13 protein-coding genes are annotated in these 21,900 nt (G+C 68.1%); all 13 read right to left on the bottom strand.

Features of this window, described 5'->3' with window-relative positions; translation table 11 throughout:
* Window positions 1-41: 41 nt before the first annotated feature.
* Window positions 42-539: a GNAT family N-acetyltransferase gene (locus E4J89_RS00940; RefSeq protein WP_136784221.1), complete on the bottom strand. Its 498-nt coding sequence runs from the start codon at window positions 537-539 to the stop codon at window positions 42-44.
* A 363-nt stretch (window positions 540-902) separates the two neighbouring features.
* Complete coding sequence (locus E4J89_RS00945; RefSeq protein WP_205754359.1) at window positions 903-1,700, bottom strand: hypothetical protein; 798 nt, start codon at window positions 1,698-1,700, stop codon at window positions 903-905.
* An 86-nt stretch (window positions 1,701-1,786) separates the two neighbouring features.
* Window positions 1,787-2,275 carry a DUF2087 domain-containing protein gene (locus E4J89_RS00950; protein ID WP_136784222.1) on the bottom strand — a complete coding sequence of 163 codons (489 nt, stop codon included), beginning with the start codon at window positions 2,273-2,275 and terminating at the stop codon, window positions 1,787-1,789.
* The gene (ligA, locus tag E4J89_RS00955) at window positions 2,272-4,506 is read right to left on the bottom strand and encodes an NAD-dependent DNA ligase LigA (RefSeq protein ID WP_136784223.1); all 2,235 of its coding nucleotides are present in this window, start codon (window positions 4,504-4,506) and stop codon (window positions 2,272-2,274) included. Before ligA ends, E4J89_RS00950 begins: the two co-directional genes overlap by 4 nt.
* 76 nt (window positions 4,507-4,582) lie before the next feature.
* Window positions 4,583-5,284 carry a hypothetical protein gene (locus E4J89_RS00960; protein WP_136784224.1) on the bottom strand — a complete coding sequence of 234 codons (702 nt, stop codon included), beginning with the start codon at window positions 5,282-5,284 and terminating at the stop codon, window positions 4,583-4,585.
* Between the two features lie 95 nt (window positions 5,285-5,379).
* Window positions 5,380-6,900: a serine/threonine-protein kinase gene (locus tag E4J89_RS00965; protein WP_136784225.1), complete on the bottom strand. Its 1,521-nt coding sequence runs from the start codon at window positions 6,898-6,900 to the stop codon at window positions 5,380-5,382.
* Window positions 6,897-8,504, bottom strand: coding sequence for an FHA domain-containing protein (locus E4J89_RS00970; protein ID WP_136784226.1), 1,608 nt, complete (start codon window positions 8,502-8,504; stop codon window positions 6,897-6,899). Before E4J89_RS00970 ends, E4J89_RS00965 begins: the two co-directional genes overlap by 4 nt.
* Entirely contained in the window at window positions 8,501-9,340 is an 840-nt protein-coding gene (locus E4J89_RS00975) for a protein phosphatase 2C domain-containing protein (protein WP_136784227.1), read from the bottom strand. The genes E4J89_RS00970 and E4J89_RS00975 overlap by 4 nt, the downstream gene beginning before the upstream one ends.
* Window positions 9,337-10,590 carry an RDD family protein gene (locus E4J89_RS00980; protein ID WP_136784228.1) on the bottom strand — a complete coding sequence of 418 codons (1,254 nt, stop codon included), beginning with the start codon at window positions 10,588-10,590 and terminating at the stop codon, window positions 9,337-9,339. Before E4J89_RS00980 ends, E4J89_RS00975 begins: the two co-directional genes overlap by 4 nt.
* The gene (locus tag E4J89_RS00985; RefSeq protein WP_240691610.1) at window positions 10,575-13,073 is read right to left on the bottom strand and encodes a transglutaminaseTgpA domain-containing protein; all 2,499 of its coding nucleotides are present in this window, start codon (window positions 13,071-13,073) and stop codon (window positions 10,575-10,577) included. Before E4J89_RS00985 ends, E4J89_RS00980 begins: the two co-directional genes overlap by 16 nt.
* Entirely contained in the window at window positions 13,070-14,272 is a 1,203-nt protein-coding gene (locus E4J89_RS00990; protein WP_240691648.1) for a DUF58 domain-containing protein, read from the bottom strand. Before E4J89_RS00990 ends, E4J89_RS00985 begins: the two co-directional genes overlap by 4 nt.
* Window positions 14,273-14,461: 189 nt before the next feature.
* Window positions 14,462-15,433 (bottom strand): MoxR family ATPase, encoded by a 972-nt coding sequence (locus E4J89_RS00995; RefSeq protein ID WP_136784230.1) that lies wholly within the window; start codon window positions 15,431-15,433, stop codon window positions 14,462-14,464.
* A 93-nt stretch (window positions 15,434-15,526) separates the two neighbouring features.
* Entirely contained in the window at window positions 15,527-21,625 is a 6,099-nt protein-coding gene (locus E4J89_RS01000) for an Ig-like domain-containing protein (protein WP_136784231.1), read from the bottom strand.
* Window positions 21,626-21,900: the final 275 nt, after the last annotated feature.

Raw genomic sequence — 21,900 nt, forward strand, 5'->3', positions numbered from 1 at the left:
AGCGTGCCACCGCCGCGGCGGCGCGGCGGCGGGGCTGCGGGTTAGAGCCGCTTGACGAAGACCAGCAGTCGGATATCGGTGCCGGGCACCGGCCAGTCCCGCTCCGGTACGCGGTCAAACCCGAGTGACTCATACAGCCGGTGCGCGGCGGTCCAGTCGCTGCCGGTGGTCAGGCTCACCGCGTCGATTCCGTCCAGGGTGCGGGCATGGGCCACGATCGCTTCCACCAGCGCCCGCCCGACACCGGACCGCTGCAGGCCCGGATCGACCGCCAGCATCCGGAACTCCAGCTCACCCTCCCGGGCGATGTCCGCATACTCCCCGCCCGCTGTCGCCAGCGTCACCGCGCCGGCGACGTGCCCGCCGCGCTCGGCCACCCAGATTTCCGCGCGTGCGGCCCGGTGCGCCACGTCGGAGACGTGTACCAAGTAGGGATGGTCGGCGGCCGGGAAATGGCCGGCGGCGAGGTACGCCTCGCGCGTCAGGCGCTCCACGTCGTCGTAATCAGCAGCGGTGGCGGGGCGGATGGTGATGTGCATGTGCTGGGGCGGGTCCTCGCGGGAAAAGGGGAAAGCACGACGGCGGTGCGTGCCCTACCAGTTTCGCGCACCGCGCGCGGTGCGCGCGAATTCAGTGGCCAGTCCGGTGATCGACCAAAGGCGCTTGCGCCTGCGTGGAGATCCGCGGTCTCCGCGCGGTCGCTGGCGCTCCCTTGGTCGACCACCGAGGTGCGGTGGCCAGTCCGGTGATCGGCCAAAGGCGCTTGCGCCTGCGTGGAGATCCGCGGTCTCCACGCGGTCGCTGGCGCTCCCTTGGTCGACCACCGAGGTGCGGTCGCTGGCGCTCCCTTGGTCGACCACCGAGGTGCGGGCGCAGGTATGGCGGCCCGGGACGGTTCCGGTTCAGCCGGGTTGAGGGTCGGAGAGAGGCCCGGGACGCTGCTCGGGCCGGCCACGCCGCGGCGAAGCCGGCGGGTCAGACAGTGGCGCAGCCTGCGGGTCAGGCAGCGGCAGCAGTTCGGGATTGACCTGCCGTTGCAGGGCCGCCAGCGCCTCGGCAGGCAGAGCCAACAGGCCGTCCAGTTGCTTGCGCGCCCGGCTGTAGGCCAGTTGCCGCTCGGCCGGTGTGGCAGCTCGGTCCACGGCGATGGTGAGCAGCCGGCGGGCGGTATTCAGCCGCAACCGTTCCGGGCCGCTGAAGTGCTGGTCGCGGATCCGACGGGCTTCGCGTTCGGCTATGTCGAAGGCGACCTCGTAGGCGCGCACCGCCTCTCGATAGTCGCGCAGCCGCTCGTCGGTGGCGATCTCCGCAGCAGTGACCGGGAGCAGCCCGTCCGCAGTCCGTTTGGCGCGCAGGAACGCCACGGTGAGCGGTTCACGAACGTCGGACATCATCGGGTAGTCGATCAGTTTCGCCACATCCAGCTCATAGTCCAGCCAGCGAACGTTCACCGCATGATGTTCCGCCATCAGTTTCTCGGTATCGCGCAGCCGCTGCTGCTGGGCGGCCGCGGCGGCATGCCGACGGTCTGCCTCCCGGCGGGCGGCCTCCGACCACGCGGATTCGCGGCGCTGGCCGCTCGCCCGGTTCCGGGCCTGCTGGCGCCTGGCGCGCTTGGCCCGCTGCCCCATGCCGGAGACCACAGCGAAGCCCACCCAGATGAACCACCAGGGAAAACCATCGGCGAAAAACTCGTTCATGGCCGCTCCACACGTCCATGCTCCCATGGCCGGTGATGCGAGTCACGCCTGCGTTTCTGGTTCGGACCCTGCAGCAGGCCGCTGGGCTATTGCCCCGGCGCCCGGCGGTAGGCGCTGCCGTCCGGCTCGCGGACCAAGAAGCCGTAGTCCACCATGGCGCGCCGGAGCATCGGCACGTCCTCCGTGAAGGCGGCCAGCCTGGCATTGAGTTCCTTCTCGGCCAACGTTTCTCCGGCGGCGCTGACGCGGTCGCCGAGGTAGCCCAGGAGTTCCAGCCGGTCGGCCGCGCGGTGCGGCAGCACCACCAGCCCGCCGGCGAGGAAGCGTTCCGGGCCGGTGGGTTCCGGCGTCCGCGCCGACGCCAGTGCCTCCTTGAAGATGTCCGGCGCGATGGTGAGGGCACCGCCGTCGTCCATCACCAAGCCGGCGTCGAGCAGCTTCTGCCGTTCCTTGGCGGTCATCTCGGGCTGCTGGCCCAGCACCAGCGCAGCGTAGAGTCCGCGCAGCCGATGACTGGCCAGCGTGGAGAGGATCCGCTGCCAGCTGACGTCGGCGGCCGGCCGCTCCGCCGTCATGCTGTGCCGGTTTCCAGCAGTCGGCGGAACCCGTCCTCGTCCAGGACCGGCAGTCCGAGGGCTTCGGCCTTGTCCAGTTTGGTCCCGGCGTTCTCGCCGGCCACCACGTAGCTGGTGTTCTTCGAGACGGATCCGGAGGCCTTGCCGCCGCGGATAATGATTGCTTCCTTGGCCTCGTCGCGGCTGAAGTTCGGCAACGTGCCCGTCACCACCACGGTCAGCCCCTCCAGCGTGCGCGGCGTGCTCTCGTCCACCTCGTCGGCCATCCGCACGCCGGCTGCCGCCCAGGCATCCACGATCCCGGCGTGCCAGTCCACGGCAAACCACTCCTTCAATGCGGCAGCGATGGTCGGGCCTACGCCGTCCACATGCGCCAACTGCTCCTCGCTGGCTGCCCGGATGGCGTCCATCGACCCGAAGGCGGTGGCCAGCGCACGCGAAGCGGTGGGCCCGACATGCCGGATGGACAGGGCGACCAGCACACGCCACAGCGGCTGCGTCTTGGCCTTCTTGACCTCCTTGAAGAGCTTTTCCGTGTTGGCGGCGGGCTTCGATGGGGTCTTGGCCGTCGGCTTAGTCCAAAAGTACGGAACGAGTTCCCATTGGCCGGTGCCCGTACCCTTCGAGCGCTTTTCCCGCCACACTTTGACCTCTGCCAGCGCCTCGCGCAGTGACGGGTCGGGGTAATCCTCAGCGAGCTCGAAGATGCGGGCCTCGTCCGTCAGGACCCCGGGACCCTCCGGCGCCGGGTAGCCGCCGATAGTCGCCGGGTCCGGGCCCGGCCCCGCGGTGAGGGCGACAGCGGCCTCCCAACCCAGTGCCTCGACGTCGAACGCACCCCTACCCGCAAGGTGGAAGACGCGCTCACGCAGCTGGGAAGGGCACGAGCGCGCATTGGGGCAGCGGATATCGACGTCGCCCTCCTTCGCAGGCGCCAGCGGCGTACCGCAGGAGGGGCAGTCGGTGGGCATGACGAAGTCGCGGACCGGAGGATCCTGCGCCTCGCGCAGCGCCATGACCGGGCCGACGATCTCCGGGATCACGTCGCCGGCCTTGCGCAGCACCACGATGTCGCCGATCTTGACGCCTTTTGCCTTGACCACGTCCTGGTTGTGCAGCGTGGCCATCTCCACCGTGGAGCCGGCCACCTTCACCGGTTCCATCACGCCGTAGGGCGTGACCCGGCCGGTGCGGCCCACGTTCACGCGGATGTCCAGCAGCTTGGTGTGGACTTCCTCCGGCGGGTACTTGTAGGCCACGGACCAGCGCGGCACGCGGGAGGTGTGGCCGAGCGCGCGCTGCAAGCCGAAATCGTCCACCTTGACCACGATGCCGTCGATTTCGTGCAGCAGGTCGTGCCGGTGCTCGCCGTAGTGCTCGATGAAGGCGAGCACGTCCTCGTAGCTGTCCACCACTTTGAAGTAGGGGCTGGTGGGCAGGCCCCAGCCGCTCAGCAGGGCGTAGGTGTCCGACTGGCTTTCCGCGTCGAGTCCTTCACGGGCCCCGATTCCGTGCACGAACATGTGCAGCGGCCGCTCCGCCGTCACCTTCGGGTCTTTCTGGCGGAGCGAGCCGGCCGCGGAGTTGCGCGGGTTGGCGAACGGCGCCTTGCCGGCCTCCACCATCCGTTCGTTCAGGGCCAAAAAGTCTTTCGTGGGGATGAAGATCTCGCCGCGGATCTCCACCTCGGCCGGAAAATTGCTGCCCGTAAGCTTGCGCGGAATGTCCCCAATGGTCAGCACATTGTGGGTAATGTCCTCGCCGGTGGTGCCATCGCCGCGGGTGGCCGCACGGACCAGTTCGCCGTTGCGGTAGAGCAGGTTGACGGCCAGTCCGTCGATCTTCACCTCGCTGAGCCAGCGCAGTTTCCTGCCGTTGCCCAGGTTCGCCACGGAGGCGGTGGCGCGGTCCACCCAGGCCTTCAGTTCCTCCAGCGAGAAGACGTCCTCCAGCGAGTACATCCGCTGCAGGTGCTCCACCGGGGCGAACGCGGCCGAGACTTCGCCGCCGACTTCCTGGGTGGGCGAGTCGTTGGCCACCAGTTCCGGGTGCAGCGCCTCGATTTCTTCCAGCCTCCGGTACAGCGCGTCGAATTCGGCATCCGAGACCAGCGGGGCGTCCTCGTTGTAGTACGCGTAGCGGTACTTGCGGACGTTCTCGGTCAGCTGCTCGTATTCGTCCCGGATCTCATCGCTCGGAATCTCGTTGGCAGATGTTTCGACTGTGCTCACCTGACTATCTTGCCCCAGGAGCCCGGTTCAGGCGACGACGGCGGTGCCGCGGCCCGCGGGCGACGGCACGTTGCGCTCAGTCTTCGGCATCCAACTGTTGGTCGAGCAGCGCCAGGTCCGCCGCGGTGACCAGATGGGACGTCACCGCGTGTTCCACCAGCCGCGCCCGCCGGTTGGTGGCAAGCTTGCCGCCGCCACCGCGCAGTCCGGCGACGCCCACGCGGTCCAGTTTGTCGCAGACGTTGTCCAGCTTGCGGTTGAACTTGGTCAACGGCCAGCCCAGCCGGGCGGCCGCCTGTGAGGACGACGGAATCGAGCTCAGCCCGGTGCCGTCCCGCTTGAGCATGGGTTCGGCCAGGGCCAGGATCAGTGCCTTCTGCGAGTCGGTGAAGATCACCGGGCCGATGGTGGTCTCCCCCACCGCGTCCGTGTCCCGGTGTTCCTGGCGGAAGGAGGGCGTCTTGACGTGGACGGACAACTCGTACGTGGTCGGGCCGGCAGTGAACACGATGTTCGTCAGGCTGAAGACCAGCGGGATCCGTGCGCCCGGCGCCAGCCAGGCCTGCATGCCGCCGGTGGAATCGGCGACGGTGGCCGAGATCAGGGACCCTACGTTGGCCAACCACCAAATGTCGTCGTATCGGGCGACCTGCAGGAACTTGCGGTGCAGGTACGGATTGTCGTCGATCTCCAGGTCGCCTTCACGACCAATGGTGAACACGTCGTCGTCCTTGGGTTCATACCATTCCCCGCAGAACTCAATGCTCACATCCGCCACCGGTAGCCCCCTTGATGTTGTGTTGACCGAACGGGTCGACGCGAGTTGATCGTTTCATGGTCCCGCCTTCTAACTCTATTCCAGCGGGCACCCGGCTATTCGTCGGCGCAGCCGCGGACCGGGTCGGAGGCCCGGCCGTTGGCCCGCACCACCACTACTTCGATGCAGGTCCGGTCGTTTTCCGCCAACGGCAGCACCGCCGTTGGCTCGCCGGTGCGTTCGGGCTCGCCCTGGCCCAGTGCGGTGACGGGCGTCCAGATGAACAGATCGTCGTCGCGCGGGTCAGGATTGGTCCAGCTGAAAACCGCTTCGGTTCCTTCTACCCGGCCGTCCAACTCCTCCGGCGGCACCACGTTGCCGGACAGGCCTTCCAAGGCGTTGGCCGGCGCCCGGCTGACCGGCGCATCGGGCACGGCTGCCTCGGGCGCCGGTCCGTTGAGCACGAAGATCGCGCCGGCGGCCACCGCCGCCGCGGCGACAGCGCCGGCCACCCACGTCCAGGGACGGCGACGCGCTCCGCTGCCGGATTCCGTCCGCTGGTCTGCTGTGGAGTCCCTCAGCACAGTGGAGGCTTCCGGCTCCAGTTCCAGGCGACGTCCGTCCTGCCGTGCGGGCAGCCGTTCGGTGCGCTCCGGGAAAACGGATCCTGCCGACGGCGGTGCCGCGGCAGGGTCGATCGAGACGATCCCGCGGACCCGGGTCGCCTCGCCGTCGTCGGCATCCCCCGCGCCGGCAGACGGGGCCTCCTCCAGTACCTCGAACGGGGTGACGGATAGGTTCAGTTCGGCTTGCACCCGCTGCAGGGACAGCGCGAAGGCGTGGGCGGATTTGAACCGCGAGGCGGGCGCCTTGGCCATCGCGGTGGCCAGGGCCAGCTCCAGCGAGGCCGGCACATCGGCGCGGCCCAGCGGCGGCAGCGGTGCGTGCGAAATCCGGTCCATCAGTTCGCGCTGCGAGTTGTTCCCGCCCGGCTGCAGGAACGGCGAGCGGCCGGCCAGCAGTGTGTACACCGTGGCGCCCAGCGCCCAGATATCGCCGCGGGTGCCGTTTCCGGCGTCGCCCTTGAAGGACTCCGGCGGCGACCACGGAATGGACATCCCCACGTCGCTGTCCGCGGCGTCGGTGCCGGAGGAGGAGATGCCGAAGTCGGTCAGCGCCGGCCGGTTGTAATCGGTGACCAGGATGTTGGCCGGTTTGATGTCACGGTGCGCGATTCCCGCCCGGTGCGCGGTCTCCACGGCGGAGGCCACCTGGATGCCGAGGGTCAGCACCTCGTCCACGCCCAGCGGTCCCTGGCGGTAGCGCGCATCCAGGCTTGGCCGCGAGCAGTACTCCATGGCCAGGTAGGAATGCCCGTCGGCTGTGAGGTTGGCTTCGTAGATGGTGACAATGAACGGGTGCGTGGACAGCTGCGCCATCAGGTTCGCCTCGGACTCGAAGCGGCGGCGTGCGTCCTCGGTCCTGAGCCCTGACAGCAGCACCTTGACGGCTACCTGGCGCCTGGGCCGGTCCTGCTCGTAAAGGTACACGTCGGAGAATCCGCCCGAGCCCAGCAGCCGGACATAGCGGTAACCGTCAATGTTCGGTGGCGGTGCGGGCGGGCGCTTCACGCTCACGGAAGGTCCTCGAAGCGCAGCGAGATGCCGTCGCCCAGGTCCGCGATGTCGCCGTCCAGCAGCATGACCGCTTCCCCGTGGCCCAGCCGCCGCGGGGCTTGCCGGCCGCGCAGCAGCACGGTGCCGTTGGTGGACTTCAGGTCGGACAGGATCACGTGCCAGCCTTCCAGCCTGACTTCCACATGCGAGCGCGAAATATCCCCGCTGGCACTGTGGACCGGGACCAGCCGCGGCATCACGCTGCCCTGCACCCGGTTGGCCGAAGGCTGCCGTCCGACGATCACCGGCCGGTCCAGCTCCACCACGTCGCCGGTGGAAATCCGCATCCGGCCAAGTGCCGGCCGTTGCACCTCCTGGGCGTCCTGCTCCAGCGCAGCGCCGCAGAGGGCACAGGCGGAAGTGGTCGGCGGGTTGGCATGGCCGTGCCGGCACATCCGGGCCAGCACCATCGGCGCCGTGCTCGGCGCGGTGCTCGACGCCGAAGCGGGCGTCGGGGCAGCGGGCACTGCGGAAAGATCGGGCAGCTCGCTGCGCATCAGCGTCTGCCCGTCGTGGTCGCCCTCGTCGCTCCCGGCGGGTTGCGCGGTCGGCTGCACGGTCGGCAGCACGGTCGGCTGCGCGGTCTGCTGCCCGGTCGGCGGGACCTCAGCGCGCGCCGAAGCGGAGCGCGTCAGCCAGGGTACGGCGTCGATCAGGTCTGCCGGTCGGGTCGGATTCCCGCCTGCCCGGCCGTCCGGGGTGTCGGGCGCGACGGCGGCTCCCCTCCCCTGCACGTTCGACTGCTGCGGCGGTGCCGGTGGCAAGTTGGCGCGTTGGGCGGCGGCGTGGATGACCGTCTGGTCCAGATCGTCAACGGCTGCCTCGCCGTGCGTGTCCGCCTGGCCGCCGGCCGGCTGTTCGACGGCAGAGGCCGGGTCAGCCGCGGCCGCAGCGTCGTCGAGCTCATCGTCGGGCTCGTCCACGAGCTCGTCATCTGGCACGTAGATGCCGGTCATGTCCAGATTTGATTCGGCTCCCACGGAAGCGGGCACCGGTACGGCGGCCCCGGCCTGCCGCGGTGCAGCGGCTTCGGCATGCCGCGGCCGCACGGCGGCTTCGGGCCGGGGTTTGGCGGTGTCGGAGCTGGCACCGGACGCCCGGGCATCATCGGAAGCCTCGACCACACGGCCCAGCCGAAGGATCCCCAACTGGACGGCTCCGGCGCGCAACGGCAGCCATGGTCCCGGCTGGGCTGCTGTTCCGCTCGCACCGGATCCGGCCGCAATAGTCACCTTGTCTGACGCCAGCCGTCCCTCGGTCCAGCTGGAGACTCCCCGCCCGCTGAGTTCCTGGCCGTCCGAATCGGCAGAAACCACCACGTCTCCACGGAGCACCGCGTGGATGCCTCCGGTTGAGGAGATGATGCCGAACTGCGGCATGGCGGACAGGTTGGCGCCGCAGCAGGACACGATGGTACCCAGCAAAGACTCCAGCGTGGAGCCGGACTCCAACTCCCGCCAGAGCTGCTGCACCAGGTCATCGGCGGCACCGGGTTCGAGAAGTACGGCGGTACCGCCACTGACCAGACCGATCCACGCTCCCGGGGAGTAGGTCAGGCCGGTCACCGGTCATCCTCCTCCGGGGCCGGCTCTCCGGGAGCCGGCAGTCGTGGCAGCGTCGTCGTGTCCTCCTGCCGTGGCGCGGTCGAGGCGTCCTCGGGCTCGCCGTCGAGGCCGTCGGCGTCAATCACCACCACGGTGATGTTGTCCCGGCCGCCGGAGCGCAGCGCCGCCTGGATCAACGAATCGACAGCTTCCTGCGGGTGGGACACAGAGGTGAGGATCGTGTAGATGTGGTCGTTACTGACCTCCGAGGTCAGTCCGTCGGAACAGATCATGATCCTGTCCCCGGGTTCCACCGGAACCATCCAGAAGTCCGGCTGGTTGTCTTCGCCGGTTCCCAGCGCCCGGGTGACGACGTGCCGGCGCGGGTGGACCAGGGCCTCCTGTGCCGTGATCCGTCCGGCCTCCAGCAGTTCCTGCACCTCGGAGTGGTCCACGCTGATTTGTTCGAGCCTGCCTTGGTGCAGCCTGTAAGTGCGCGAATCGCCCACGTTGAACACCAGCCAGTAGGGCACACCGCGTTCGGAAACCAGCGCCGCGCCGGACACGGTAGTGCCCGCCCGGGAGGCGGCTGCATCCCTGATCCGCGCGTCGGCCCGGGCAATCAGCTGTTCGAGCTCGTGCGCGCCCAGCTCGTGGCTCGCCACATAATCGCGCATTGTTTCCACACAGATGCGGCTGGCCACTTCCCCGGCCTCATGTCCGCCCATCCCATCGGCCACGACGAACATGGTGCCGTCGGCCAGATAGGCGTCCTCGTTCAGCATCCGCCGTAGTCCGCGATCGGAGCCCGCGCCGACGTTGAGCCGGATGTCGCCGGCACCCGAAGCCGCGTTCATGCCGCTCCGATGGTGAAGCTGCGGTCGCCGAATTCCACGGTGGCACCGGGTACCGCTGCCACCGGTATCCCCGGAACCAGTGGCCGGCGGATGCCGTCTGCACCGGTCACGGCGCTCCCATTCGTCGAGTTGCGGTCGGTGACCCACACAGTGGCGCCGTCGACGCGCAGCAGCACATGGGTCTTGGATACCGAGCGTCCCATGTCCGCGAAATCGATCAGTTGGTCGATGTCCTCGCCGGCGGCTGCCGCAGGGTTGCGCCCGATCAGCGCAGTCGTTTCAAGCACCACGTCGCGCCCGTCGTCGAAGGTAATGGTGAGGGGGCCTGCAGGCGTGTTGGAGGCGCGGACCATGGTGGCAGCGAATTCATCGTCGGGATGACCGCCCGCAACCGCACCTCCCGCTGCCGGTCCCGCCGCGACTTGTCCCGGCGCTGCCGGTCCCGCCGCGGCCAAGGCGTACGAAGGCTCGGCATCGCGGCTGGCGTGGTCTCCAGCCATCGGAGAGCTCGGCGGCACCTGGGCGATGGCCGGCGCAGCGGTCGGGACGGGCGCAGCCGCTGACGCGACCGCCGGTGCCGCGTCGGAGCCGAATCCAGGGATGGCGGAAATAACGCCGGAAGGCTGCCGGGCCGCTTCCACCGGGAATGCCTCGTTTGGACGCTGTGCCTGCGCAGCCGCGCCGGCGAAACCGGTGTGTACGTCGGTGCCCTCCGGCGCAAAGGCCGCGGGCCCATACAGTCCACCGGTGGTCAGCGGGTCGCGGCCCTGCGCCACATCCAGCACCAGGGTCTTGGCCACCTTGTCATGCCAGCCCTGCCGCTTGTGGTTCCGGTCCCACACATTGGAGACCACCACGACGACGGCGCCGACGGCCAGCGCCAGCCCGCCCACCGCGATGATCAGGCCGCGCAGGAAGATGGCGCCCCAGCCCGCCGCAAGGCCGTCCTCGTTGGCGGTGCGGAGGCCCAGCACCAGGTTGCCGGGAGTCTTGCCGGTGGTGGCTTCCCAGCCCCACAGCCACACCGTGTAGGCCAGCGACAGCAGCGAAGCCAGGCCGATCCAGAGGAACATTCCGCCCACCGCCGAGGCGGCCGCGGAGGCGCTGCCCGAGGCTGCCGCCTGCATCAGCGCCGGAACGGTGGCGGCGTAGGCGGCCAGCATCAGGACGGCCGGCGGAATCTTGTCGATCAGCCACGCCCCGAGCCGTTTTCCGGCCGAGGCGCTGACCAGATTCAGTCCTGCTGCCACGTGCTGCTCCCGCCTTTTTCCGACCGTCCGGCCTGTGAGTCTACTTTAGGGATTCTAGCGGCGGCCGGACCGCTCCGGCGCTGCGCGAGCCGCCGCCTGGCGTCGGCCACCAGCGACCGCGGGGTGTACTTGGCCCGCTGCCGCTGCCAGAAGCCCAGCGAGCCCTTCATCTCCGCCAGCGACTGGTCCACATGGTCCCAATACTGCTGCACCTGGACCTCGGTCGGCTCGGCGGCCCCGAAGATCGCTGCGTCGGCCCGGTGCGCCAGCAGCGTGGTGCCCGCCGCCGTCGTCGGGAATTGCTCCGCCAAGGCGGTCGCATGCTCGCGCCGGGTCGCGTTGCTGGCGGCCTGTGCTCCCATGTCCGTGGCCAGCGAGACCACTTCGCGCCAGCCTCCGCCCACCCGCTGGCTGGGCAGGCCTTCGCTGGCCCGCCGCTTGCGCCGGCTCAGCTTCAGCCAGGCGATCAGCAACAGCGGCGCCAGCAGCACCGCCAGCGGAATGGCTGCCATCCCGATCGCCACAAACAGCCAGCCCCACTGGTCCCAGAAGGACCTGTCCTGCTGCTCGGCGTCCTGTGGTTCCGGCGCCGTGTCCGGCGGCAATTCGGCCGGTTCCTGCGGCGGAGGCGGCGGCTGCAGGACCTGCGGCTTCGGCGTGGATTTGGGCTCCTGCTGCGGCGGCGTCGGCTCGTTGTCTTCGTCCGGCGTGGGATCGAACGCGACCCAGCCGGCGTGTTCGAACGCCACCTCCACCCAGGCGTGCACGTCCTCGCCCTTGATCTCCACCGGTGCCGAGCCGGAGCGGTCCTCCTGCGGATCCGGGTAGAAACCCATCACCACCCGCGCCGGGATGCCAAGATGCCGGGACATCAGCGCCATGGCGACGGCGTACTGCTCGTCGTCGCCAATCATCTGGTCGGCATCCAGCAGCTGGATCATCCGCCCGGCATGATGGCCGGACAGGCTGCGGGCCTCGTCTTCCTTGCCGTTGCTGAAGAAACCGTTCTCGCGCAGGTTCCGCTCCAACTGGCGGACCTGTTCAATCGGTACCGTCGCTTCGCCGACGAACTCGTTGGCCTTCGCCGCGATGATGTCAGGCACCCGGGCCGGTTCCGGCAAACGGACGGACGCGAAGTCGTATTGGGCCAGCTGGGCGTCTTCCCACCGGCTCGGGAACGTGGTCTCCACCGTGTAGCCGTCGCCGGCCTGCAGGTAGCGCGTGGTCAGCGCAGTTTTCGCGTCGTCGTTGTAGAACAACGAACCGCCCAGCTCGCCGGACCGTTGGCCGTGGAACGCCACGCCGTTGATCCGGCCGCCGACCGGCAGCCAGACCCCGCTGTAGTCCGCAATCTGGATGTCCAACCGCGTCCCGTCGCCGGATATCTGGCCCAGCGACTCGGCGTCGCCCACCGGTGTGAAGTTACCGCCGCTTTCCGGATTGACGTTGTACACCGTGCCGTCGAAGGTATCAAGCGCCGCCAATCGCACCCGCTGGCCCTCCGGCAGCCCCGCCACGGTGAACAGCGTCTCGTCGGGCCGGTCCTTCACGTAGCCGCGGAATTCCATCAGCGGGCTCGGGTAGTCATACAGATTGACCGGCGGAACGACGACGTCGCGCAGCACCTCGCGATCGCCCCGCGCCGTGAGTGCCGGGCCGGCCAGCGCCGTCAACACCACCGCGCCCGCCAGCATGCCGGCGCCCATGCCCAGCCTGCGCCGCAGCCCCGCCCGGTGCGCGGCCGGGTCGGCCAGCGCCGGGCTGGCCGCCACGCCCGCGGACGCATCGCCGCGGACCAGATGGCGGTGCCACGCAAGCCAGGCCGCCGATACAGCAACCAGCAGCACGCCGCGTAGCACCGGCAGGGCCGGCACGTCGGTGCCGAAGGCGATGCCAAGCAGGAAGAATGCCAGCACCGGCAGCAGCGGCCAATACGGTCTGCGGACGCGCCAGGCCAAAGTGCCGGCCAGCAGGGCCGCGGCCAGTGCTCCGAGGAACGGCACCACGAGCATGCCGTTGGAGACTCCCACCGGCGGGGCAACGGTGAGGATGTCCTTCCACGCGAAGACGAAGCCGGTCAGCACGGTGCGCAAGGATTCGAGCGACGGCAGCACTCCGCCGATGGCTTCGGTGGGAGCGGCGAAGGCGCTGCCCAGCAGCAGGTAGGCGCCGAGCCCGGCGGTGGCCGTGGACAACAGCCCCAACCGGTACCGGGCACAGGCCAGCGACAGCAGCAGACCGACGACAATGCCGCCGAATCCCGCGGTCAGATAACGGCCGTTGCCGCCGAAAACATGGTGGAAGCCAGCCAGCCCCAGTCCGAGCAGCAGCACCAAGGCCGCAGCGTCGATGGCTAGTTGGCGTCCGGGCCGTGGCAGCCACGCCCCCAGTCCCCCGCGGGCGCCGTTCACTGCGCCCGCCGCACGACGGCGGGCCCGGTCAGGCCGCCGGCCCGGCGACGAAGCGTTTCCACCGCCATTCATGCGGCCGCCTTCCGGAGCACGATGGCCAGATCGTCCAGGCTAGGCAGCGACAACACAGACAGGTCGCCGATGGTCGCCCGAGCGGCCTCGAGTCCCCCGCCGCAGCGGATGGCGAAGGCACGGATGCCGGCCGGCACCGCGGACGACGCCTGGCGCAGCTGGGTGGCGGACACCTGGTCGCCGACGATCAGGAACATGACCGAAGCGTTCGGCACGGCCTCGGCGGTGCTTCGGGCCAACTCAACCGCGGTGGACCGCTGCGGTTTGCCTTCGATCCGGGTCATTTCATCGAGCAGAATGCGGCCGGTTTCGCTGCGCAGCGGGCCCCGCTGGGTCAGCACGCTCAGGTTGCGCTGCTCGCGGATGGCCTGCAGCCCGATGGACGCCCCCACGGAGACGGCCAGCTCGAAGTCCTCCTCCGAGCTGTATTCCTCGGTGTTGGTGGAGACCGCCACGGCCAGGTGCGCGCGGCGGGTTTCCTCGAACTGGCGGACCATCAGCGAGTTGGTGCGTGCCGTTGTCTTCCAGTGGATGTAGCGGCGGTCGTCGCCGGGAACATAATCGCGCAGCGCGTGGAAGGAGACGTCGGCGCTGGCCAATTCCTTGGTGGGCAGTCCCTCGAGGTCGCGAATGAAGCCGGACGCGGAGCTGCCCAATGCGGTGGTGCGCGGATGAACAAACAGGTCGGTCGCTTCGGTCCACATCATTTGGCGGCGCAGCAGGCCCAGCGGATCCTGGCGCACCGAGCGGACCGGACCCACCACAATGACGGCGCGGCGCTGCGTCGGGATGGTAAACAGGTCCTCGTGCACCTGCCCGGCCTTCATCCGCGGCAGCTGGAACACGGCGGTGGCTGCTCCTACCGGCAGCTCCAGCGCGGCCGGCAGCAACGGCTTGTCCGCGGTGTTTGTTACGGCCACGCTGCCCACGGCCCGGTCACCGACCGCGACCCTGGTGCGCGCCAAGTCCAATTCCACGCCGTAGGACGAACGGCCGATGACAAAACCGATGGCCAGCAGCAGCAGAAACAGTCCCATCAGCGCTGCGATCTTGGCTTCCTGCCATCCGAAGGCCGTTCCAAGCACCACCAACAGCAGGGCGCTGCCGGCCACTACCCAGCCCAGCGGACTGACCGTATCCAGTACCGGCCTCAGGTAATGCCCCGTGGTCCGTCGGATCCGGTGCCAGCCCGGCAGCATGTATTGCTCGGTGAGTGACGCAGCTTCGGCCGCCAACGACGCCGGATGCAGCTTGCTGGACTTGTGCGGGGCTACCTGGCGAATCGTTTCGCCGAGCCCGCCGAGCCTGCTGGTCTGGTCCGGCTCCCGCTTCGTCGTCGTCTCCGTCATGCAGCCGCTTCCAGCCGCGAAAGTATCTCGGGCACGGCCTTAGACCGTCACCCGCTGCTGCGGGGCCGGCACCTCTGCCAGCACGCGGGACATCACGGCCTCCGGCGTCGCGCCGGCAAATTCCGCCTCGGGGTCCATCACAAACCGGTGGTTCCAGACCACCGGAGCCAGTTCCTTGATGTCGTCCGGCAGCACGAAGTTCCGGCCCTGGCTCGCGGCCCAGACCTTGGCCGCGCGGACCATGGCCAAGGCGCCGCGGACGCTCACGCCCAAGCGGGACTCCACCGCATTACGGGTTTCCTCGCACAAATGCGAGACGTACTCCAGCACCGAGGTGTCCACGTGGTTGGTGGCGGCCAGATCCGCCATGTCCCGCACCGCGTCGGTGGTGATGATCGGAGTCAGCGCCGCAGACCGGTCCCGGGTGCTGGCACCGCCCAGCAGTTCCACCGTCGACGCCCGGTCGGGGTAACCGATGGACGTCTTGATCAAGAAGCGGTCCAGCTGGGCTTCCGGCAGCCGGTAGGTACCGGCCTGCTCGATCGGGTTCTGCGTGGCGATCACCATGAAGGGGCGGCCGGCGTCGTACGTCACGCCGTCCACCGTCACCCGGCCTTCCTCCATCACTTCCAGCAGCGCCGACTGGGTCTTCGGCGAGGCACGGTTGATCTCGTCCGCCAGCACCACCGTGGCGAAGATCGGGCCCTTGTGGAACTCAAACTTCTGCGTCTTCTGGTCGTAAATCGTGATGCCCGTGACGTCCGACGGCAGCAGATCCGGCGTGAACTGGATGCGCGAGTTCGAACCCTGCACCGTGGCGGACAGCGACCGGGCCAGCATCGTCTTGCCCGTCCCCGGTGCATCCTCCAGCAGCACATGCCCCTCGGCCAGCATGGCGGTGAGCACCAGACGCACCACCTGGTTCTTACCCAGCACCGCCTGGCCCACATTGGCGGCCAGCTTCTCGAACGTCTCGGCGAACCACTCGGCCTGCTCGGAAGTCATCGTCATGCTGTTCTCGATCTCTCTTCGTCGTGCATCGGTGTCAAAAGCCTCTAGTTACTTTACGGAGTGGGCTGCACTGGTCCCATATCCAGACCTTGTTCAGCCGCACCCAGGCATGCCACTGGGCGGTCCGTTGCCCAAGTCCGACCCTCCGCCGTGCGTGACGTGGATGCCCTTGACGAACAGGCCAATGTTCTTGGACCGGCCGCCACCGCTCTGCTGATACCAATAAATATCGCCCGAACGCTTGATCCAACAATTCGATACGAGCGTTTGATGTGGGTTATCCCGGTCGTTTGCCCAATGATCGCCGTCGCACGAAACGGGTGGTCCCGGATTGAAGTTTGTACCGACCCGTTCATCCATGCAGGTACGGTGTCCCTCCGGCAATTGTCCGCCCACTGTCAGCGTCCATGACGTCGGCGGCTTCCGCTTGGGCTTGCTGCCGCTCGTTGCGGAGGCCGATGCGACTGCACCGCTGTTGCCTTTGGAATTTACGGCTCGGACCTTGATGTCCACTTTGGTGCTGTGGCCGACGTTGACCGTCCGGCTGCCGGACGCGACGGAGACGTTCTCCCAGCCCTTGCCCTCGACGTTGATCTGCAGCTTGGCAACGTCATGGCTGGCAGTGTTGGGCGGGCCCCAGTTGACAGTCACCTGAGGGCTGTTGGTCTCCCCGCTTTGCCCGGTGGCCGAAGCTGTAGCGTTGCCGGGAGCCCCGTACGGCGTCGCATTCGCGGAGGCAGCGCTCGGCGCGCTGGAGTAGCTCGCGCCGTCGCTGTTGGCCACGGCGGTGATGCGGACGTTGACGGCCTTGCCGTTGGTGAAGCCGCCCACCTGCTGGCCGTTCGAAATGGCCATGGTCCGGCTGTCGCTGAAAGTCGCCCGGTAGCTGACTTCGCCGGCCTGGGCGCCGTTGCGCTGTGCGGCGGTGAGCTCGTTGAAGGAGACCGTGACCGATCGCCCTGCGCCTCCGGTCTGCGCTTCCTTCAGGGCAACACCCGTCGGCGCGTCCGGCGCCCCGACCGCGCGCCGGGCATTGGACTGCGGGCTGGCCTCGCCGGAGCCGGCCTTGTTCCGCGCCGTGACGGAATAGGTGTACGCGGTCTCCGAGTTGGGCGCCGTCACCGTCTGCGAGGTCGCGTTCACCGCGGGGAAGGTCCGGGTCAGCTTGCCGCCCTGGTATTCGCGCACGGTGTAGTCGAGGATTTCGCTGCCGTTGTTGGACGGTGCCGCCCAGCTGACCTTCAGCTGGCTCTGGTCGCCCACCGACTTGACCCGCTCGGTTGCCGGCGCGGTGGGGGCAGCCGGCGGACCGGCAGGCACCTCCGCAGCCGAGTAGGCGCTGAACTCGCTGGGCTCCGGAGCACGGTTATGCGCCTGCACCCGGACTTCGTAGGCCTGCCCGTTCTCCAGTCCCTCCCATTGGTAACTGGTCCCGGTCAGGCCGGTCTTCTGCAGTTGCCCGTTCGGCGGTGCCGGCGAGATCTCCAGGGTGTAGCTCTCGATCGCCGAGCCCTCATTCTCCGGGGCGGTCCAGGAGACGCTGAGGGACTTGTCGCCGAACTTCAGCTGTGGCGCCGCCGGCGTTGCGGGCCGCACATCCGGCCGCGCCACAGCAGACTCCGCAGACGGGTCGGACGTGCCCACGCTATTCTCCGCCGTCACGGTGAAGGTGTATTCCACGTCGTTCGTCAGGCCGGTCAGCGTGCAGGTGGTGGTTGCGCACTGCTGGCTGAATCCCCCGCCGGCGGCATTCACGGTATATCCGGTGATCGGGTCGCCGTTGTCGCTCGGGGCCGTCCAGGACAGCACCACGCTTTGGTTGCGGACCGAATCTACCAGCGGCGTGCTCGGTGCTTCCGGCCGGCCCTTGACCACCAGCGAGACGTTCGCCGTCGCTTGCCGGCTGCCTTCGCGGGTCTTGTCCTCCACCGTGTATTCCACATTCATGGTGCCGGAGAAGTCGGCGCCAGGCGTCACGATGATCCGCTCGCCGTCGATTTCCGCGGTGCCGCCATTGCCCGCCGTTGCGCTCACGATCGTCAGCGGTGTTTCCGGGAACGGATTGACGTCGTTCGCCAGCACATCCACCGGCAGCGCTTCGCCCTGCACAGCGTCCGACACCTCGTCGTCATTGGCCACAGGCAGCGGACGGGTGGAAGCGGTCGCGGCCACCGTCACCCGGCTGGTCACCTTGTCCGAGCGGCCGTCAGTCACGGAGAAATTGACGACGCCGGTGGCTCCCGTGTCGATCTCAGCATCCGCCGACACCCGCAGCACGCTGCCCTCCAGACGGACGTCGAAGCCTTCCGGGGTCCCGCCTTCCACGGCGAATTCCAGCTTTTCCAGGTCCTCCGGGTTCGGGTCGCTGGCCAGCGGGCGCAGGTCGTAGCTCACGGCGTCTTCGCCCTTGGCGACGTCCAGCGTGCCGGTGGTCAGCTCCGGCGGGAAATTCCGGTCCGCGTTCGGGATTACCTTGGTCATGATGGTCAGCGTGGACTTGAGCCCCTCGGGGTCGTCGGGCCCGGAACCGTCGGTCACCTCGAACGTGATCGAGCCTTGGCCGGCGTAGTCGATGTCCGCCTTGTAACTGAGCGTGCTCTCATCCGCCATCCACTCGTCGTCGCTGGTGCCGATCGCCCGAATGTTCTCCGCTTCGGTGATCCGCGGCGTGCGGCCCGGCCGGACCTCCACCAGTTCGGTCAGGTCCAGCTGCAGCTCATCCCCTGCGGTCACCTCGCGCGGTGTGTTGTCGCGCAGCACCGGATACTGCTCGCCCAGCGGCGGCACCCAGATGACCGCGGTGGCCTGCAGCCCATCCACGTCCCGCACGGTGTAAGGGATCAGCTGCACGTCCTCGGTCAGTTCCACGTTGACCTGGCCATCGGCAACCGCCCGCGCCGTCGGGTAGTCACCGTCGACGATGACTTCCAGCTCCTTGGCCACACCGTCGGGATCCTCGTCGTTCTCCAAGACAGGGACGTCGACGGCGGTGCGCCCCTTGATATCGGCCGATTCCACCCGGTCGTCGCGGGCCAGCGGCGCCTCCAGCGGCGCGTCCGGGTCCACTTGGACCGTCACTGTGCCCACAGCGGAGCCGTTGCGGCCGTCGTCCACGGTGTACCGCGCGTTGACCGTGCCGGCTTCGACAGGGGTGGTCAGGTAGACCCGGCCGTCTTCCGCCTTGGCGCCAATGGACTCGGGCTCGCCGACAACCTTGTCGGCAACCAGGCGGAGCGGGTCACCGTCCGGGTCAGAGTCGTTCTTCAGCACGTCCACGGCCACGGTTCTGCCCGGCCGGATCGTGATCGCGTCGTCGATCGCCACCGGGTTCTGATTGCTCTCCGGTGCCGCGGCAATGCCCACCAGAACGGTGGCGGTATTGACGGCGCCCAGCCGGTCCTTGACCTGGTACGTGAACTTGTCCGTCCCGGCGCCCTGTGCGGACGCGGTGTAATCGATGTAGTTGGGTCCGGCCACCGCCGCGCCCTGGTCGGGTGCGGTGGCGATACCCGTCAGATACACGGAGTCGCCGTCGGGATCAATGCCGTTAAGCGGGATGGGGATCCTGACGGTGGAACCCGCAATGACCCGGGCTTCCTGGTTCTTCGGCGCGGGCTGGGAATTCGACTCGTCGTCGCGCGGGATGATGTTGATCCGCAGCTGGGCGGAGTCCTTCTGGCCGGCAGGATCGGTCACCTCGTACACCGCATACACGGTTTTCGCCTGCTGCCCGGCGATGAAGCGCACGGTGTTCTCAGCGGTAAAGATCCGGCCGTCGGCTGGGTCCGGGGTCTCCGGAAGTTCGTCCGCCAGCGTCAAGGTCTCGCCGTTGGGATGGGTGTCGTTCGCCAGCACGTCAACGGTCACCACATCGCCGACGCGCACGGTGGCAGTATCGGCTTCGGCCTGCGGCGGCAGCAGTTTCTTTGAGCCGTCCACGGAGATCACGCTGACCTCGCCCGTGGCCGAGGCGGTGCCGTTGGACACGGTGTAGCCGATGGTGGCCTGCTGATGCAGTCCCTTCACATCGGAGATGCGCAGAATGTTGTGGTCCAGCACCTCGACGGCCACCGGCGCGCCGTTCGCTTCCACCGAGGTGACCACCAGGACGCCGCCAGCCGGGTCGGAGTCGTTGGCCAGCACATCCACCAGCACCTGCCCGTTCTGCGGCAGCAATGCCACATCCCGCACAGCCACCGGAGCGCCGTCGCCGTCGTCCTCCGTCGCATCGATCCGGATCAGGCCGGTGGTGCTGGACGGGCCGTTGGTGACCAGATAGGTGAAGTAGTAGGTTTCGGCCTCGTCCGCGGTGAACTTGACCGTGCCGGCGTCGTAATCCGGGACGATCGTGGCGTTGGCTACCGAGCCCGTTTTGGCCAACCGCAGCTCGCCGCCGTTAGGGTCCTGATCGTTCTTCAGCGGCGCGACCTGGATTTCCTCGCCCACGGTCGCGGAAAAATGATCCGCGTTGGCCAGCGGCGGCAGCGCGCCGGGTGGCCGGACGTCGAAAACCACCACCTCTTCGGTGGTTTCGGAACCATCCGACACCCTGACGGTGACGTCCTTCTTGCCGAAGGTCTTGCCAACATCCTGGAAGGTCAGCAGCCCGTCGGGCCGGGTGCGGACCAGGTCGCCGTCGGCGGTGTTGTCCGCGCCCTCCAGGAACAGGTCGTCGCCGTCCGGATCGATCCAGTCGCTGAGGATGTTCTGGCTGATTTCCCGGCCCTGTTCCACCAAGATGGTGGTCTTCCGCTTCGGTTCCGGGGGCAGATTGCTGCCATCGGCGCGGACGTCGATGGACACCCGGGCCGTATCCGTGCCGCCGCGCCCGTCGTCCACTTCATAACCGAAGGTGTACCGGCCCGGAGACGCGTCCCCATTGACCAGGATCTGCAGGCCGGTGCTGTCGTAGATTCCCTGGACCTCGCCGATGCTCGGACCGTCGCCGCGCAGCCGGGCGGTGAGGACATCGCCGTCGGGATCCGAATCATTGTCCAAGATGGTCAGCGTGGTGGTGCGGCCGGCCCGGACACCGAACGTGTCATCCTGCGCCACCGGCGGCTGGTTTTCTTCGGTGCGGTCGGGAAGGGTGTTGACCGGGTTTTCGTCCGCCGAGTCCTCTTCGTCCTCTTCGTTCTCCTGCTCCGGCGGGATCAGGTCGCTCCAGTTGTCCACCAACTGCATGTTTTCGAGCACCAGCCAGACGTTGCCGGCGTTCACGTCGTTGAGCACCACTACATCCCGGTTCACCCGGAACACGAGCGACGCGTTCGCCCCGATCCCCTGGATTGGCTGGGCGAGATCGTCGGCGTCGTTGCCGCAGTCGCGCAGGTAGTGGTTGATCCCTGCCCAGGCCGTGTGCAGGCAGCCCGCCAGTTGAACCGGGGCCGCCGGCGTTCCGGTGCCTTCCATCGGCGTGATGTCAGCGTCCGACCCGTTCAGCGGCTGCTTGATCAACGCGGATTCGGTGGCCACCGCCACAAAAGAGCTGTCGTCGCCGCTTTGCTGCAACACGCCGCCTCGGGTGTCCGGCAACGTGACCTCACGGCCACCGGGCAGCACCAGCAGTCCGGCCTCGGCGTCGAACACCACGGATTTTTCGCCCACCGCCGCTATTTGCAGATCCCCGGCTTCGGCCAGAGCGTCCACCCGGTCGGCGCCGGTGCGTTCGGCTACGCCCTCTTCATTGAGCTTGTAGCGGGCTACTTCGCCGGCCTCCGGGTCCGCAATGAAGACGGTGTCTTGCTTCGATACAGTGGCCACGCTGCCCTTGGCATCGGTCAGCAGCGGCTCGGCCGTCTCCTCGTTGAACGAGCCCAGCTCGTTGGCCGGACTGATCCAGATCTGGCCCCTGACGGTATCCGTGATGGACAGCAACTGATCGCCGAAAGCCACGTCCGCGGTGCCCGGCAGTTGCTGCTCCGACCCGCGTTCCATCTGCGCCACGTCCACCGGGCTGAGCATGGCCTGGTCCTGGTTCTCCATGAACACCGTGCCCGCGCTCTGCATGACATCGAACCCGTCGCTGTTGGCGCGGAAGCCGCCGTCGAGGATCTGGGACTGGTAGTTAAGGTGGCCCACCATGCCTTGGCTGTTGTTGGTGACCCACACACCGCCGTCGTTCAGATCGACATCAGCGGTGGGGAAACCTTGGTAGTAGATGGCGCCGCCCACCACCAGGGCCGTCGCCACGGAGAAAGTTGTCGTTGATGCAAGCGTCTTGCGCCGCCGCGTCCGCCCCAACATCTTCCCCCGCAATGTCATTCTTCCCTTGTCAGCACACGGTTTCGTTTGTGCCTGCAGCAGGCAACGACCCTGCCCGAAAGGCACCGAAAGACGGCCCCTGACATGCCACGGACCCTTACCGACTATTGCACGTATAACCAACGGGCGTAAACCCGACAGATGGGGAGAACTCCCCTGTTTGGGCACGACGGCGGTGCGTTCCGCTTGAGCGCTGCCTGACC

The organism is Arthrobacter sp. CAU 1506, assembly GCF_005047635.1.
GTDB lineage: Bacteria > Actinomycetota > Actinomycetes > Actinomycetales > Micrococcaceae > Crystallibacter.

Coding starts and splice junctions, on each gene's coding strand:
- E4J89_RS00940 (WP_136784221.1), bottom strand. CDS start 539: ATGCACATCACCATCCGCCCCGCCACCGCTGCTGATTACGACGACGTG.
- E4J89_RS00945 (WP_205754359.1), bottom strand. CDS start 1,700: ATGAACGAGTTTTTCGCCGATGGTTTTCCCTGGTGGTTCATCTGGGTG.
- E4J89_RS00950 (WP_136784222.1), bottom strand. CDS start 2,275: ATGACGGCGGAGCGGCCGGCCGCCGACGTCAGCTGGCAGCGGATCCTC.
- E4J89_RS00975 (WP_136784227.1), bottom strand. CDS start 9,340: ATGAACGCGGCTTCGGGTGCCGGCGACATCCGGCTCAACGTCGGCGCG.
- E4J89_RS00985 (WP_240691610.1), bottom strand. CDS start 13,073: ATGAATGGCGGTGGAAACGCTTCGTCGCCGGGCCGGCGGCCTGACCGG.
- E4J89_RS00990 (WP_240691648.1), bottom strand. CDS start 14,272: ATGCTGCCGGGCTGGCACCGGATCCGACGGACCACGGGGCATTACCTG.
- E4J89_RS00995 (WP_136784230.1), bottom strand. CDS start 15,433: ATGACGATGACTTCCGAGCAGGCCGAGTGGTTCGCCGAGACGTTCGAG.